This is a genomic window from Pseudoalteromonas haloplanktis ATCC 14393 (genome assembly GCF_000238355.1).
GTDB classification, from domain to species: domain Bacteria; phylum Pseudomonadota; class Gammaproteobacteria; order Enterobacterales; family Alteromonadaceae; genus Pseudoalteromonas; species Pseudoalteromonas haloplanktis.
This window is the reverse complement of sequence record NZ_AHCA01000003.1, coordinates 73,741-90,067: the sequence shown is the minus strand read 5'-3', so window position 1 is coordinate 90,067 and position 16,327 is coordinate 73,741. Positions and strand designations below refer to the sequence as shown.

The following is a 16,327-nucleotide window of genomic DNA, read 5'->3' as shown; positions in this document are numbered from 1 at the left end:
GCTACATTTTAATAACAATGCGTCCATTACATTGGTACGTTCCTTAATTTCTCACTAACAAGCGAAAGGTGAGCGATTAACTTTTCATAGATAGGTTTAATAAAATGAAAATCACCAGTAATTTTGACAGTGGCAATATCAAAGTCATTGCCGCAACCGATCCACTTAATATTCAACTAGAAATCAATAAAGATCATTTATCTGATTTTTTTCAGTGGTTTCATTTTCGTCTAGAAACGACACCTTTTCAAAATCATAAACTGCATATCAATAACCTTGAAAACTCAGCTTACCCAGATGGTTGGGATGGTTATCAAGCGGTTGCATCGTATGATCGCCAAACATGGTTTCGAGTTCCTTCAAACTATGCTGATGGCACGTTGTCATTTGAAATAGAACCAGAATGTGGCACGGTGTATTTTGCTTACTTTGCACCATACAGTTACGAGCGTCATTTAGATTTAATTACTTGGGCGCAAAGCCAAGAAGCGTGTCAGTTAGAAACCTTAGGTGAAACGCTTGATGGCCGTGATATGAGCGTGCTGCGCATTGGTGGTGAAAGCGACGAGAATAAAAAGACAATTTGGATCACTGCGCGCCAGCATCCAGGTGAGACAATGGCTGAATGGTTCGTTGAAGGCGTATTGCATAAATTATTAGATGATGAAGATCCGCATGCTGCGGCCTTGTTATCAAAAGCAGTTTTCTACATTGTGCCTAACATGAATCCTGATGGTAGTGTGCGTGGGCACTTACGTACTAACGCCAAAGGTGTGAATTTAAACCGTGAATGGCAAACACCAAGCATGGAAAATAGCCCTGAAGTGTATTTAGTACTAAATAAGATGCGTGAAACGGGTGTTGATATGCATTTGGATATTCATGGTGATGAAGCTATTCCATATAACTTTGTTGCAGGCAGTGAAGGTATACCCAGTTACGATGCGCGCTTAAAAGAATTAGAAGACAGTTTTAAAGCAGCGTTACACGTAGTGACTCCTGAGTTTCAAGATGTGCATGGTTATCCCAAAGATGAACCAGGTAAAGCAAACCTAACTGTTGGCTCGTCTGCTGTTGCAGAAGAGTTTAAGGCGCTTGCTTATACTGTAGAAATGCCGTTTAAAGATAACGATGATTTACCTGATCCTGACTACGGTTGGTCAGATCGTCGCTCATATCAGTTTGGTCAAGATACGTTGGCTGCCATTGTCAACGTGGTTGATAAGTTACGCTAATATAAAAAGGGCATCATAGTGATGCCCTTATCATTTGCCAAAGCAAACATAAAATTGATAATAATTTTGCCATGTTTAGGCTAAGATTGATCGTACCAGCAGGAAATGTCACGAGTTCTGGCTCACAGAGCCGATTATCGTACGAAACAATAATAAAAAATAAAAGAGGATATCCATGGAAGCTTTTGTAAGCGCTGTTAATGGCGTGGTTTGGAGTAATGCACTCATCTATTTATGTTTAGGCGCAGGCCTATTTTATTCAATATTAACGCGTTTTGCGCAAGTTAGGCATTTCAAAGAAATGTGTAAGTTGCTGTTTAGCCCGAATACTTCAGATACGGGTATTTCGTCTTTTCAGGCGCTGGCAGTATCATTATCAGGGCGAGTAGGGGTTGGTAATATTGCTGGGGTGGCTGCGGCCATTGGCTTTGGTGGCCCAGGCGCTATTTTTTGGATGTGGATCGTGGCTTTTTTAGGTGCCAGCACCGCGTATGCAGAATCAACACTAGGACAAATATATAAAACTGAAGAAGATGGTCAGTACCGTGGTGGCCCGGCTTATTATTTCGACCGCTGTTTAGAACAAAAGTGGCTAGCGGTTTTATTTGCTGTGGCAGCAATCATTGCGTGTGGGGTGTTCTTACCAGGCGTACAAGCAAATGCTGTCGGCAATGCGTTTACGCAAGTATTTGGTAGTGGCACTATGGTGACAACTAGCTTCGGTGATGTCGGCAGTTTTAAACTGGTTGCATTGGCTATTATCTTAATTGTGCTAGCGTTCATTATTTTTGGCGGGATTAAACGTATAGCCAACTTCACTCAAGTTGTGGTGCCATTTATGGCATTAGGCTACATCATACTGGCGTTGATCGTGGTATTTTTAAATATCGATAAAGTACCGGGGATCTTTTCATTAATTATCTCTGATGCATTCACTGCCCAGGCAGGCTTTGGTGCTGCGATTGGTTGGGGTGTAAAACGCGGGATTTATTCTAACGAAGCAGGCCAAGGTACAGGCCCCCATGCTGCCGCTGCGGCAGAGGTTGACCACCCAGCTCAACAAGGTTTAGTGCAAGCTTTTTCTGTGTACGTTGATACACTTTTTGTTTGTACAGCAACTGCGCTAATGATTTTAATCACTCAGCAATACAACGTGGTGGGTGAATTACCTGCAGGGCAATTTATTGTTCAAAATGTCGATGCTGCGACAGAGGTTGGCTCAGCTGCTTTTACCCAAATGGCCTTATTTAGCGTGTTTGGTGGTTTTGGGGAAGCGTTTGTTGGTATCGCATTATTTTTCTTCGCGTTTACGACAATTTTGGCTTACTACTACATTGCAGAAACTAACGTTGCTTATTTAAATCGTTATTTTAAAGGCAGTATTCCACTGGTTATTGTCAAGCTAGTAATTATGTTTATGGTTTCATATGGTATGGTGAACAGCTCTGGTTACATTTGGAATATTGGTGATATTGGTGTCGGCTTAATGGCGTGGATCAATATTGTCGGGATCTTAGCAATATTTTTTGTCGCAAGACCCGCACTATTATGTTTACGTGACTATGAAGATCAAAAGAAAAGTGGGGGGCCAATTACCTTTGACCCTGTTAAGCTAGGCATTAAAAACGCGACTTTCTGGGAAAAGCGCCTTGCTGAACAAGCTAAAGCGACAGAGTCTAAAGACTAAGTTAGGTAATTAAAGCCGTTTTTTAATTCACACCGATTGGGTGCAATTGAAAAAAGACAACGACAAATAAAACACGTACAATAAAGGGCGCCGCAAGGCGCCTTTTTTATGCGTAGATTTTTATGCGAAGTATGGAGAAAGATATGGCGATTGTTAGTTGTCCTAGTTGTAATAAGTCAATATCAGATAAACATAAACAGTGCCCACACTGTGATAATAATGTAGCCCAGCTTGATGACGAGCAACGTCAACAGCTAGCGCGCGAAAAGCGTATTCAAAAACAGCAAATGTTTATGAATCACTCTTTTTTTGCGTTGATCATATTTTTAGGTGGCTTCTTTAGCTTATACTTTTTGCACCCAGAACCCGAAACGCCAACCTGGTACGCATGCGCCGCAGCCATTGGTATTGGCTGTATTTGGTATTTAATAAATCGCGTTATTTTAGTGATGCTGAAAAAGAAAAAATGACATGAACATCGACAATCTTGTAAAAACAATTACCCCAGAATTATTCGAACGCTTACAGTATGGTGCGGCAACAGGAAAATGGCCTGATGGCACTGTACTCAGTGACGAGCAAAAACAGCAGACCGTGCAATTAGTGATGCTTTACCAAGCTAAAGTTGCGCAAACAAATGAGCAATTTACCATTGGTTCTAATGGTGAAATGGTGCAAAAAACCAAAGCACAATTGCAAAAAGAATTCACCGCAGACAACGAAATAGCAAGGTTTAGTGAACATGATCTTTAAACACCTTTTTACCCCAAAGTGGAAACATCCCAAGCAGCAAGTACGTTTAGAGGCCATTGAAAAGCTTGATGTAGAGCGAGATGCGACTATTTTAAATGCATTAGCACTTGAAGACAGCTCAGCAGAAATCCGTAAAAAAGCACTGACTAAAGTTAATGACTTAGTACTGTGGTGGCAAGCATATAAGCAAGATCAAAGCTTAAAAGAACTGGCAGAACAACATATATCAAATGCCGTTCTGAGTGATGAAAGTAAACTTTCGAGCCAAATTAAAAATGAATATATTGAACGGTTTGCGCCAGTAAAAACCCTTGAAAAATTGGCGTTTGCAGAGAAAGAACTGCAAGTAAGGGCAAAGTTGTTAAAACGCTTAGCCAATCCAAAGCTAGTTGAAAAGGCATTTAAAGAAGGTTCAGCAGAGCTGCAAGTGCATCTTGTGGAGCAAGTAATAACGCATCAACTGGTGAAAAGCTTAGTTAAGCATGCACAGGGTGACGCCAAAGCAACACTTGAAACACATATTGAAAACGAGCGTCTAGCCATTGAAATGCCATTACAAGTGCAAAATGACACCCGTGTTATTTTAGCAAAGCTTAATGCACTGCGTGAAAAGCAAGACTTTATCGTAGTGACTCAACAATACGCTGAATTAATGGATCAATGGCAAGGGCTGGAACTGAGTTGGTTAAGCCCAGAGCAACGTGACACCGTTGCCACTAAATACACAGTCTTGACTGATAAGTTAAATGAACTAGTGAGTCAATTACAAGCTGAACATGATCAGCAACAGCAACGTTTAGCCCTGCAACAACGTCAGCTGCTAGCACTGGCAAATTTAGAAGCGCTCAGTGATGAAATTGAAAATGCACTGCAACTTGGTTTAGAAACGCCCGAGCAAATACAGCAAGATTGGTTAGATGCAAAAGTGGCGCAGGCACAAGACAGCTTGGCGCAAAGTGAATTACCAGATAATGCCCAACAACAGCAAATAACCACGCGACTAACGAGTTTATTTAAGCAAGTCGCTAAATTGCCAGAGCTTAGCGAAGCGATCAGTGCATTCAAAGCTGCATTAACCGAACTGAGTAATATCAGTACCGATGGCATTGAGCAAGCAAGTTACGATGATGCTGAACGCCATTTTAATCAAGCGTATAAAGCTGCTAAAGCACCATTGGCACAATTGCCAAAGACTTTGCAGGGGCCTTTTAAAGGCCAGCTTGCACAGCAGAAAGAACGTTGGAATACAGCCGTAGCGCCTATCAGTGATAAGCTAACTAAAAACCAACAACTTGCTGCTCGTAAAGGGCGTGATGTAAAACGCTTAATTGAACAAGGTCGTTTTAACGTTGCATTTGGTGTGTTTAAAGGCTTTATTGAGTTGTATGACACCCTAACTCCAAACAGTCAGCAAAGCCTTGAAAAGATTAAAACAGATCTTGAGCAGCAATTAGATAATGCCCGTGATTGGCAAAAATATGCATCAGCGCCGAAACGTGAGGAATTGTTGGCTGAGATCACAGTCTTACTTGAGCAACCTTGCACGGATGCGAAATCCCGCGCAACTGAAGTGAAAACATTACGCCGTCGTTGGAATGAGCTTGGACGTTTAGATACTGAACAAGAGCAAGCACAAGGAAAAGAGTTTGATGACAAAATCGAGCTATTATTTGCCCCTTGTCGCGACTATTTTGCCGAGCTTGAACAGCAACGCGAAGCAACCAAACTTGAGCGTGAAGCTATTATTGAGCAAATGACGTTATTGAATGAAAGTGATACCACAATTGATGCTTTTGATTGGAAAGAGTTCGAAAGCCAGTACAACCGGATAAATAAAGCTTGGCGTAATGCAGGCAACGTTGAGCCGAAAGTATACCGCGCATTACAAACGCAATATAAGGCGCAGCAGCAACACGTATTTAATACTCTAAATACTTTTCACAAAGGCAATGCGGCAGCAAAAAATTCGCTAGTAGAGCAAGCGCAACAGCTAGCGCAAAGTGATGACTTAGCGAGTGCATGTCAGCAGTTAAAAGAATTACAACAGCAATGGCAACGTATTGGTTTTGCTGGTGTGAAAGCTGAAAATGCATTATGGCAAAAATTCCGCCAATTTAACGATGTCACCTTTGCTAAACGCAGTGAAGAGTTTGCCCAGCATAAAGAGCAACAAGCTGCCGACAATGCTATTATAATCGCTCAACTCGTTGAACTGGAAGATGCATTACCTGTCGTAAATCAAAAAGCGCAATTGCTGGATTTACGTACTAAAGTAGTTGTACTTGAAACGAACAAAGAATTAAATAATCGCATTGAAAAGTTATTAGCCAATATTGACGATAAACTTGCGGCTGTTACAGAGCAAGCTGCACAAGCTGATTTCGCCGCTTTATTTACTGCACTGCAAGACCAACAAGCAGTTCCTGCACAATGGCAAACGAGTGCTGATACGCAGCTAAGCGCTGCACAACTATTAGTACGAATGGAAATTTTGGCTAATGTTAGCAGCCCAGAAGGTATATCACGCATGGCTGAGCAAGTTGCTATGCTTGATGATAAACATCGCGGTGAACAAGCGGACTTACATTATTACTTAAAACAACTGTTGGCACTCAGCCAAGGTTCAGTTGAGAGTGACACACTAGCACGCTTAAAAGTCATTTTTGGTGCTTAAAACTAGACCCTAATAAATTAAATGATAAAGCCGCCATTGTGCGGCTTTTATTTAGGGTTTGACGTGAATATTTTGCATACGGTAAAGGAAAAATAATGAAGTATATTTTATTGATTGGCTGTTTATTATTGGCTGCATGTAATACCACTAATGGTGTTTCTGTCTATTCATTTACTAGCAGTGAAATTGAGACAGTATTGAATCAACAATTACCTAAGCTCAGTGAAAAAGTGAGCTTGATGGGATTACCTGTGCAATTTGATGTGAATGATTTAAGTGTAAATGTTGGCCCTGATAACCGAGATGTGGTGGTACTTGGTGCTGATTCAAGTGCTGTTGTAAATGCCTTCGCGCTTAAATACCCTGTACGTTTAAAATTGCAGATAGAAGGGGCGCCTTTTTATGATAGTGAAAAGAAAGCGGTATTTTTACGTAATGTAAAACTGCTTGATTCAACAATAGACGCTGGTGGGTTTAAGGGCAACTTAGCGGTACTTGATGATGAAGCAATGAAAGTAATTAACGGTTTTTTAGCTGTTAATCCAGTTTATAAATTAAATATGAATGATCCTAAGGTTGCGTTATTAAGCAAGCTGCCTTTAGATATGAAAGTAGAGCAGGGTGCAATTAAATTAGTACCTAGCATTTAAGCCGATATTCTTTAAATAGTTGCAGCCCTGAATGAACGTGTCAGGGCTTTTTTGTATCTATAAGGTTATGATTAAACCTTAAGCTGTTTGTAACTGCACACCGTGATGTAAATTAAATAATTAATTTATTATATAGGTACAAGTAGTGTATCTAATCAACTATACTGAGTGTTAGTTAATCAACCCCTTATTGTTTTCTTTATGGATAAAGAGGCTATTATGAAAAAATTTATCATTGTATTCAGTGGTGTTATAACAGCTCTATTCTCGATTGTCACGTTAGCGAATGAGCCTGATTTTAATGCAAATCCTTTTCTTGAAGAGCATGCAACGCAACAGCAGGGCGTGCGGCTGTTTTCTTTTACCAAAACACCCATTGCATTGCACGAGAGTGATAAAAGTAATGCAGCTGAAAATACAGACTATTTACGACTAGCTTTAGAGACTAAAGCGAATGGTTATACGTTAGTGGACACATCTCAGATAAAAGATATTGAAAAAGTAATTGCTGAGCACAAATATGGCCATGAACTATTTCTGCGTAATTTAAAACCTGAAATTATGGCTGCACAATCAATTGCGGATCAAACTAACTTGTCGCAGCAATTTTCCGGCGACTCAGTCGGCTTAGAAAGTATTTTGAAACAACACGAATTTACTGTTATCAGTAGCATGGTTGGTGGAAATTTTATTACAGGCAGTGGCTGGGACCAATTAACTCAAATAGTCAAAAGTGATATGTTTGGCACCGTTATTATACAAGTGAGAGACTTCTCTCATAATGGTGGAGTATATATGGATGCAGATGCGGTGAATTATTATGTAAATAGTTACCCAGGCATCCTTTATGTATTAAAAGACGAAGTTGATAACGTGTATACGAGTTTAGGCTGGGCAACTGATGAGCAATCTTATCAGCTCAGTCTTACGAAAAACATCAACGAAGTTAGTTTAGCTAAACAGTTTAAAGCGCTAATAATGGCAATGTAGTAGTAAAAATAATTAATAGCTACATTTTATTACCTAGTTAAATTATTTTATGATTATGAATAAACGCGGTTACTTTAATTAGTAAACAAGTATATTAACATCCCTTAACTTGAAAAGAATAAATTAAACCATTAAATTGATTAATCGACTTGGCCTCTTTTAAAAAATAGGCTTATAATCTAGTAGAATTATATCTAATTTTAACTCTTTACAATTTAGTGAGTAGAAAATGAAAGAAATTAAGGCGTTTATCAAATCAGCGAGTCTTGCTGACTTAGAAAAAGCACAAGCTTTATTAGCAGACGCTATCGCAAAATATACGCAGCAGCAGCAAGCGAAGCAGGAAGTACTGGACCTGTTAAAAGCGAAAGGTTTAACTCTTGAAGATCTTCAAGAGGGTGTAAATGATAAGCGCACAAAAGTAATGCCAAAGTACCGTATTGAATTTGAAGGTGAAACGGTTGAATGGACGGGCCGTGGTAAACGTCCTAAAGCATTCCAAGGTGTTGATTTGACTAAACACCTGGCTTAATCGCTGAGGGGCCGTGAGCGCCCCTTACTTTGGAGAGAGTTACTCTCCATTTCGTTTGCTCCTCTAAGTTGCCATCATGACGTATGTATTACGCCCTTATCAACAAGAAGCGGTTGATCGCACCGTTGCTTATTTTCGAAAAACCTCAGAGCCCGCTCTAATAGTATTACCTACCGGTGCAGGTAAGAGTCTAGTTATTGCTGAATTAGCACGTATTGCCAAACAAAAGATTTTAGTTCTTGCGCATGTGAAAGAGCTTGTGGAGCAAAATGCTGAGAAATATTGCAGTTTTGGTCTTGAAGCGAGTATTTTTTCGGCAGGTTTAAAACAAAAATCGTTAATGCAGCAGGTAACGTTTGCGAGTATTCAATCTTTGTCGCGCAATATTGAGCAACTAAATGCACACTATTCGTTAGTGATCATTGATGAGTGTCATCGTGTCAGTGGGGACAAAGATAGCCAATATGAGAAAGTGATTTTGGCATTAAAAGCCCATAACCCGCAGTTAAAGATACTGGGTTTAACAGCGACGCCTTATCGAATGGGGATCGGTTGGGTGTACCATCGTCATTATCATGGCTTTGTTCGAGGTGACAAAAGCAGCCCATTTCAAGAGTGCATTTTTGAACTACCTCTGCGTTATATGATTAAACACCACTACCTGACCCCACCGCGGGAAGTGGATGCGGCGATCAGCCACTATGACTTTTCTGCTTTACAAAGTGATTCATTTGGGCGTTACACCGGTGATGACATGAATCAGTTACTAGCAAAAAATAGTCGGGCTACTAAAGCCATTATGCAGCAAGTTATTGAGTACAGTGAGCAACGCCAGGGGATCATGATTTTTGCAGCGACTGTGCTACATGCAAATGAAGTTTATGGATATTTACCCGCTCAACAAGCGGCTTTGATCACCGGTGATACACCAAATGCGGAACGCGATCAGATCATTATGGCGTTCAAACAGCGGAAGCTAAAATACCTTGTTAATGTATCGGTGTTGACAACCGGTTTTGATGCACCTCATGTAGACTTTATCGCTATTTTACGACCAACGGAGTCAGTGAGCTTATATCAACAAATCGTTGGTCGTGGCTTGCGTTTAAGTGAAGGAAAAACCGATTGCTTAGTCATTGATTATGCGGGAAATGGCTTTGATCTGTTTTATCCAGAGGTAGGGAGTAAAAAGGGTGACAGTGATAACGTACCTGTCCAAGTTCAGTGCCCTGGCTGTGGTTTTGCCAATATTTTCTGGGGAAAAACAGATAGTCAAGGTAAAGTTACTGAACATTTTGGCCGTCGTTGCCAAGGCTTGCTCGAAGATGATGATGGCTTAAAAGAGCAGTGTGATTATCGGTTTCGTTTTAAAGAATGTGAAGCCTGTGGTGCTGAAAATGATATTGCTGCTCGTCAGTGCCAAACCTGTCATGAAGTGATGGCCGATCCCGATGATAAACTGCGCGCTGCGCTTAACTTAAAAGATGCCTTAGTATTGCGTTGTAGTGGTTTAAGTGTGAATAGTCTTGCAAGTAATGAGCAGATAATCAAAATTACGTATTATGACGAAGATGGCGCTAGTTGTGATGAAGTCTATGACTTTGCTAAACCTGCGGCGCGTTATGCGTTTAATAAGCAATTTGCTAAGCGTACAGCCCAAGGGCAAACACCAGTCGAGTATAAATCAGCACAGCAAGTGATTGCAGCGCAATTACACTTGGTCGCACCGGACTTTGTTATTGCTAGAAAGAGTAAAAAATACGGTTGGAAAGTTGCAGATAAATTATTTGATTACCAAGGAAATTTTAGAAAGGCAAATCAGTTAAGTCGTTAAACTTAACTGATTTTAGCTGTTAGCTATTAAGCGTCGTCGCTTTCCATTAATCCCCAGCCATCACCGTAGCCATTATAGCCATTGGCAATGCTCTCTAAATATTGTTCAGTTTGGCCTAGCAGGGTGTGATCGGGCACCATTTGTACCTGAGTAACGACTTCCCAAATACCAGTATCTTTGCATTGTACTAATTCAGTGGTGGGTGCCAGCTCATCTTCTACTATAGCTGCGGAAAATTTTTCGGCATCTACTTTTTGCTCGAACAAAATATAGAAGTCAATAGTGTGCATTTGGGCTAAATTTATACCTGCAGCTGCGATTTCAGCTAAAAGTTGGCCATTGTCATCATCAGGAAAGTGCATTTAAAAACTCAATAAAATCATTTCAAATTAGTAATGGCTATTGTAACCAAAATAAAGCAAATAAGCGTACTAATTTTCACATTTGAGTTACTGCGTGAAGTAGCATCAATATGGTACTATTTCTGTCATTATTGATAAATCGTTTTTAAGTAAGGAAATTACTTGCCTAGCTGGATATTAACGCGCATAACAGTTGGTTTATTTTTATTGTTTTCATTAAATGTATTTGCAGCCGCACACGTTGTAAGTAGCTATGAAATAAATGGCATTAAGGGCGATCTGGAAAAAAATGTTGCGCTGTACTTAAAGCAACTTGAAGGTGAAACAGCTACGAGCACCTTGTTAAGCCATGCAAAGAAGCAAGTTGCCAGCAGTTTAAAAGCACTGGGTTATTATAAGCCTGTTATTAAGCTTAATTATAATAGTGAATCGCAAACATTGATTGCAACCATCGAACGTGGCCCCGTGACGCGTATTGCCGACGTGCGCATAACAGTGCAGGGCGAAGGTGAGGATGATTTATTGCTTAAGCAAACGATAAATAGTATTAAGCTAAAGCAAGGTGATATTTTAAATCACAGTCATTACGATGCTGCACGTAAAAAAATTGAAGGACAACTGCTTGAGCTAGGGTACTTTGATGTGAAATGGCAAACACATCAGCTGGCTATTTCTTTAAAGAATAATAGTGCTGAGGTGATTTTAGCGATAGATACCGGTGTTCGTTATCAATTTGGTGATCTTGTGTTAGGGGAACAAACCCCAGCTGAGAAATACATTCGTTCTTTAGCTAAATTTAAACAAGGCGAAGCTTATAGGGCTACTTTAGTATCAGAGTACAATTTAGCGTTATCTACCACGCCGTATTTTGCCAGTGTACGCGTTTACGCAGATATACCTAATCGTGCTAATAAACAAGTACCAATAAAGGTTGATGTACTGCACAAACCTGCCAATAGTTACGAAGTGGGGGGCGGTTATAGTACTGATCTAGGGCCTAAAGTGCGTTTTAAGTGGACTAAACCGTGGATCACTGAAAATGGTCATTATCTTGAAAGTAATTTAAATGTATCACAGCGACAGCAAGATATTTCACTTGGTTACACGGTACCTGTAGACGACCCTAATGATGACTTATGGCGTTTTTCAGCCGGTTACAAACTCGAAGATGAGTTAACCAACGATGTGTACAGTAAAATTCTGACCGGGCAATTGCAACGACAATGGCTAACAGATGATGATTGGGTTCGTACTGTATTTTTACGCCGTGATAGAGAGACTTATCGCATTGGCGATGAAGAACAAAGTTCTAAAATGTTAATGCCCGGCATCAGCTATGCTAAAAAAGAAACCGAAGGAGGCACCACACCAACATCGGGCTATCAATGGTTATTATCTGCAGAATTTGGTTTAAAAGACATGTTTTCTACGACTAATATTGTCAGAATACAGCTTCAAAATGCCTGGTTGCAAACTTATCTTGATCGCCATTTATTGTTTTTAAAGGCAAATGTTGGCGCCATGTTAGTAGATGACATTGATAATGTTCCATTTTCATTGCGTTTTTACGCCGGTGGTGACCAAAGTGTACGTGGTTTTGCCTATCAGTCAATTTCTCCAGAGGATGAAAAAGGTCGTCTAATTGGTGGTAAATATTTAATCACTGGTACGGTTGAATATAATTACCAGTTTGCAGAAAGTTGGCGAGCTGCTTTATTTGTTGACAGCGGTACAGCGACCAATGACTTTACCGATCGGGTTGAAGTAGGCGCAGGTTTTGGTATTCGTTATTTAACCCCTGTGGGCCCAGTTCGAATTGATCACGCGTGGGGGCTTACCAAAGAAAGTAAAAGTACGCGACTTAGTATTACTATAGGGCCTGAAATTTAATGTCAAAAATGAAAAAAATTACCACCGCACTGACACTGTTTTTTACTTCGCTACTGGTGCTGGTATTTTGTTTATTATTTACAGCGCCAGGCAATCAATTAATTGCGTACACGGCAACGAAGTTAGTTGATGGCTTACGCATCGACATTAAAAATGGCCGCTTTTTATATAACGACTCATTTGATGTACGCTTTCAAAGTGATGGCTTAGATTTTAATGCGAAAAACTTGAAACTCGATCTTTATTGGTGGGGCTGTGAAGGTATATGCATTGAAAATATGAGCGCGCAGGCAATATCGTTGAAGTTACCACAGCCAACTCAAACACAAGCTGAGACTGAAGAAGAGGCAAGGGTAGAAGAACAACCCGCTACGAGTGCGAGCGATGAGATTAGCTTGCCTATTGGCGTTTCAATCAAACGCATTGCAATTGCATCCTTTGAACTTGATCATGCCAGTGCAAATGTATCAGTGAAAAAATTTGTTTTGGCAGCGTTCGCTCAACAGTCGCTCGTTACTTTAAGCTCATTAAAAATTGCACAGGTCGATGTGTTACTTAAAGAAACTCAAGCACCACCTAGTGAGCCATTAACGGCACTTGCGGCTTTGCCCGATATTCATTTTAGTTCGCCACTTGCCGCCAAACTCGAACAACTTTTGATCTCGAAAGTAACGCTGGTACAAGGCGAACAAAGTCACGAAATTAGTGATATTAAAGGCTCTTTTGCGATAAACAAAAGTGAACTGCAGCTACCATCATTCAGTGCAGACTATTTACAATGGCACTTGGCAAGCCAATTAACAGCAAATTTAGCTGATGACACTCCCGTCACCGCAGCACTTACTTTGAATAATCCTGAGCATCAAGTCGCTTTGGCGGTTGCTGGAGATTTACGTAATTTACAACTAGACGTGATCACCGAAGGACAATACCCACTAACTGCAAAAATAAATGCCGATTTAAAAACCACTAATTTTCCTTTTTCAATCAATGCAAATATTGAGCAGTGGCTACTTGAAGTAGAGAGTAATCAATTAAAAATAAATGACGTGCAGTTAACAGGTAAAGGCAATGCCGATGACTATACATTACAGTTGATGGCACAAAGTCAACTTGCAGCATACCCTAAAGTGCGATTGGAAAGCGCGCTAAAAGGCGGCTTAACGCATATCAATGTTGAACAATTGTCGTTAATGGCAAACGAAAGTAAAGCGACGCTAACTGCGTCAGCGAGCTGGGAAAACGGTATCGAGAGTCAATTTTCAGGAAAGCTAGCAAATTTAAAAGCACAGTACTTAACTGATACTGTAAGCAGTGATCTGTCAGGGCAATTTAATGGGGAATTTAATGCGTCACAGCAGCAGTGGCAGTTAAAAATGACAGATACTCAACTTGGCGGTACGGTTGATGATATTCCATTTAGCTTTGTTTCAGATTTTGATTTAAATAACTCATTACATGCCAGTATTGAGAAATTTGAACTTGTCAGTGGGGAAAATAAGCTAGCTTTATCAGGGAATATTGCTGAACAATGGAAAATTAAGGGGTTACTTCACTTAAATAAACCAGAACAAAAGAACTTGCCATTTACTGGTGTGGGTGAAGGAAAGCTTGCAATATCAGGCGCGCGTTTACAACCCATTGTAAACTTAGATGTTGGCTTACGTGATTTAAGTTTTGCTGATATTCAGATTGCAAACTTAGCGTTAAAGACAGACTTTAATTATGCCGCTGATTGGCAAACTAACGTGAGCTTAAAAGTAACAGATGCCAATGTAGCAGGTCAGCAAATTAACAGCTTTACGATTGCAGCGGCTGGAGATAAAGATGATCATCAACTACAGCTTGATTTAAACGCTGTACAGGGTAAAGCTGAACTTGAAGTTGCGGGTAAGTTTGCTAAAAACGTGTGGCAAGGTAGCCTAAGTAATGTGCTGCTAAGCGATAACGTGATTGATTTTACTACGAAGCCTGCGGTTGCGATTAAATTTAACATCGATACGGGTGATTTTTCCGTACAGCAGCATTGTTGGCAAAGTCAAAACAGTAAGCTGTGTATCGACCGGCTTAATCAAACAGCGCAGCTTGGTCAGCTTAATGCCAAGTTAGAGAATTTTGATTTAACTGAAATTAAACATTTATTGCCCGATAACATTATTACCGAAGGTGGATTTGCAGGGCAGGTCAAAGCGAATTGGCAAGCGAGCCAATTACAAAGTTTATCTGCGACAATTAACTCTCATGATTTGGCTGCAATCCTTATTAACGAGGAAAAGCGGTATCGCTTACCAATAGACACATTCACGTTAAATGCAATTGCAGATCCCCGTGATGCTAACTTGCAAGCGCGGTTGAGCTCCACAGTGCTTGGTGATATCAATGCAGATATCGATGCTGAGGACTTAGCCGGGCAACAGTTACTAAGTGGACAGCTGGTGATTGACAAGATTTTATTAACTGACTTGCAACCTTTTATTGGTACGCTTGAGCAATTAAAAGGCAGCATTAGTGGCCAAATAGCCTTAGCAGGTACGTTGAGCGCACCGTTGCTTAATGGTGAGCTGGAAGTTATAGATGTAAATTTACAAGGTGAGCAGCTGCCAGTTGCGATTGTAGATTCAAATATCAGCATTACTTTTGACAAAACTAAAGCCACCCTTGATGGCAAATTAAACGATGCACAAGGCGGTAAGTTAGCCTTGGAGGGGGATATTGATTGGCAAGGCGCACAACCTGCGGTGAATTTAGCCGTAGTTGGTGAGCAGTTTTATGTCCGAGCTCAGCAAGGTGTAACATTTAAAGTATCACCGGATTTAAAAATTGGTTTGGCTGATAATGCTTTTAAGTTAGCGGGGCAAGTGGTTGTGCCTTATGGTCGGATAGAGATTGAAGAGCTTCCAGAGGGGGCTGTGCAGGTAAGCGATGATGAAATTATTATCGACAAACAAGCAGAGCAAACTCAAGCCGTACCGTTTGATTACGACATAAGTCTTAAGTTGATTGTTGAAAATGATGTGCGCATTGACTCATTTGGGTTGGAGTCTAAAATTGAAGGTGACTTGTCGATTAAGATGGATCAGCAAACGCCAATGATTGCCACCGGCGAGTTGAACTTACGTGAAGGTACTTACCGCTCTTTTGGACAAGACCTGATCATCCGTACTGGTCAAATTGGTTTTAGTGGTCCGATAGATAAACCGTATTTAAATATTAAAGCGATCCGAAACCCAGATAATACCGCCAATGATGTCATTGCTGGCATTACCTTAACGGGTAATATCGAGCAACCTGCATTAAAGGTGTTCTCTGAGCCGGCAATGGATCAAGCCGAGTCTCTAGCTTATTTATTAAATGGTCAACCATTAGACGAAGGTGACAGTTCAACTGATGCAATGCTAACTCAATTATTATTAGCACAAGGGGTGAGTCGCAGTGAAGGGGTGGTATCTAAAGTGGGTGAAACGTTCGGCTTGTCGGATGTTAGCTTGAGCTCTAAAGGCAGTGGTGACGAAACCAAAGTAGAAATTTCTGGTTATGTGGCACCGGGTATTCAAGTTAAATACAGTGTGGGTATTTTTGACTCCTTAAGTGAAGTTGCGGTACGTTATCAATTACTGTCACAACTTTATATTGAAATTACCAGTGGTTTGTATCAGAACGTGGATATTCTCTATAAATTCGATCTGGATTAAGGATAACATTACGTTGATCAAATGGATT

Annotated in this window: 12 protein-coding genes; 11 read left to right on the top strand and 1 reads right to left on the bottom strand. The window is 40.5% G+C overall.

What is annotated here, in order from left to right; genetic code table 11:
• Positions 1-104: 104 nt before the first annotated feature.
• The 9 genes from PHAL_RS0107295 to PHAL_RS0107255 all read left to right on the top strand — a co-directional run bounded on the left by PHAL_RS0107295 (position 105) and on the right by PHAL_RS0107255 (position 10,355).
• Positions 105-1,235, top strand: a complete 1,131-nt coding sequence (locus PHAL_RS0107295; protein WP_016707760.1) for a M14 family metallopeptidase — start codon at positions 105-107, stop codon at positions 1,233-1,235.
• Between the two features lie 175 nt (positions 1,236-1,410).
• Entirely contained in the window at positions 1,411-2,922 is a 1,512-nt protein-coding gene (locus PHAL_RS0107290; RefSeq protein ID WP_016707759.1) for an alanine/glycine:cation symporter family protein, read from the top strand.
• Between the two features lie 143 nt (positions 2,923-3,065).
• Positions 3,066-3,392: a hypothetical protein gene (locus tag PHAL_RS0107285; protein ID WP_016707758.1), complete on the top strand. Its 327-nt coding sequence runs from the start codon at positions 3,066-3,068 to the stop codon at positions 3,390-3,392.
• 1 nt (position 3,393) lies between these two features.
• A complete protein-coding gene (locus PHAL_RS0107280) occupies positions 3,394-3,675 on the top strand; it encodes a YeaC family protein (protein ID WP_016707757.1) in 282 nt (93 codons plus the stop codon).
• Positions 3,665-6,349 carry a DUF349 domain-containing protein gene (locus tag PHAL_RS0107275; RefSeq protein WP_016707756.1) on the top strand — a complete coding sequence of 895 codons (2,685 nt, stop codon included), beginning with the start codon at positions 3,665-3,667 and terminating at the stop codon, positions 6,347-6,349. The genes PHAL_RS0107280 and PHAL_RS0107275 overlap by 11 nt, the downstream gene beginning before the upstream one ends.
• 95 nt (positions 6,350-6,444) lie before the next feature.
• Entirely contained in the window at positions 6,445-6,999 is a 555-nt protein-coding gene (locus tag PHAL_RS0107270) for a DUF1439 domain-containing protein (RefSeq protein ID WP_016707755.1), read from the top strand.
• 219 nt (positions 7,000-7,218) lie between these two features.
• Entirely contained in the window at positions 7,219-7,989 is a 771-nt protein-coding gene (locus tag PHAL_RS0107265) for a hypothetical protein (RefSeq protein ID WP_016707754.1), read from the top strand.
• Between the two features lie 229 nt (positions 7,990-8,218).
• The gene (locus tag PHAL_RS0107260) at positions 8,219-8,521 is read left to right on the top strand and encodes an H-NS family nucleoid-associated regulatory protein (RefSeq protein ID WP_016707753.1); all 303 of its coding nucleotides are present in this window, start codon (positions 8,219-8,221) and stop codon (positions 8,519-8,521) included.
• Positions 8,522-8,597: 76 nt separating this feature from the next.
• Positions 8,598-10,355, top strand: a complete 1,758-nt coding sequence (locus PHAL_RS0107255; RefSeq protein ID WP_016707752.1) for a DEAD/DEAH box helicase — start codon at positions 8,598-8,600, stop codon at positions 10,353-10,355.
• Positions 10,356-10,381: 26 nt separating this feature from the next.
• Here PHAL_RS0107255 and PHAL_RS0107250 read toward each other — a convergent pair whose 3' ends face one another.
• A complete protein-coding gene (locus tag PHAL_RS0107250) occupies positions 10,382-10,717 on the bottom strand; it encodes a ribonuclease E inhibitor RraB (RefSeq protein ID WP_016707751.1) in 336 nt (111 codons plus the stop codon).
• 162 nt (positions 10,718-10,879) lie between these two features.
• Between PHAL_RS0107250 and PHAL_RS0107245 the strand changes: the two genes are divergently transcribed.
• Positions 10,880-12,607 (top strand): autotransporter assembly complex protein TamA, encoded by a 1,728-nt coding sequence (locus PHAL_RS0107245; RefSeq protein WP_016707750.1) that lies wholly within the window; start codon positions 10,880-10,882, stop codon positions 12,605-12,607.
• On the top strand, positions 12,607-16,299 hold the full coding sequence (tamB, locus tag PHAL_RS0107240; RefSeq protein WP_016707749.1) for an autotransporter assembly complex protein TamB: 3,693 nt from the start codon (positions 12,607-12,609) through the stop codon (positions 16,297-16,299). Before PHAL_RS0107245 ends, tamB begins: the two co-directional genes overlap by 1 nt.
• Positions 16,300-16,327 lie beyond the last annotated feature (28 nt).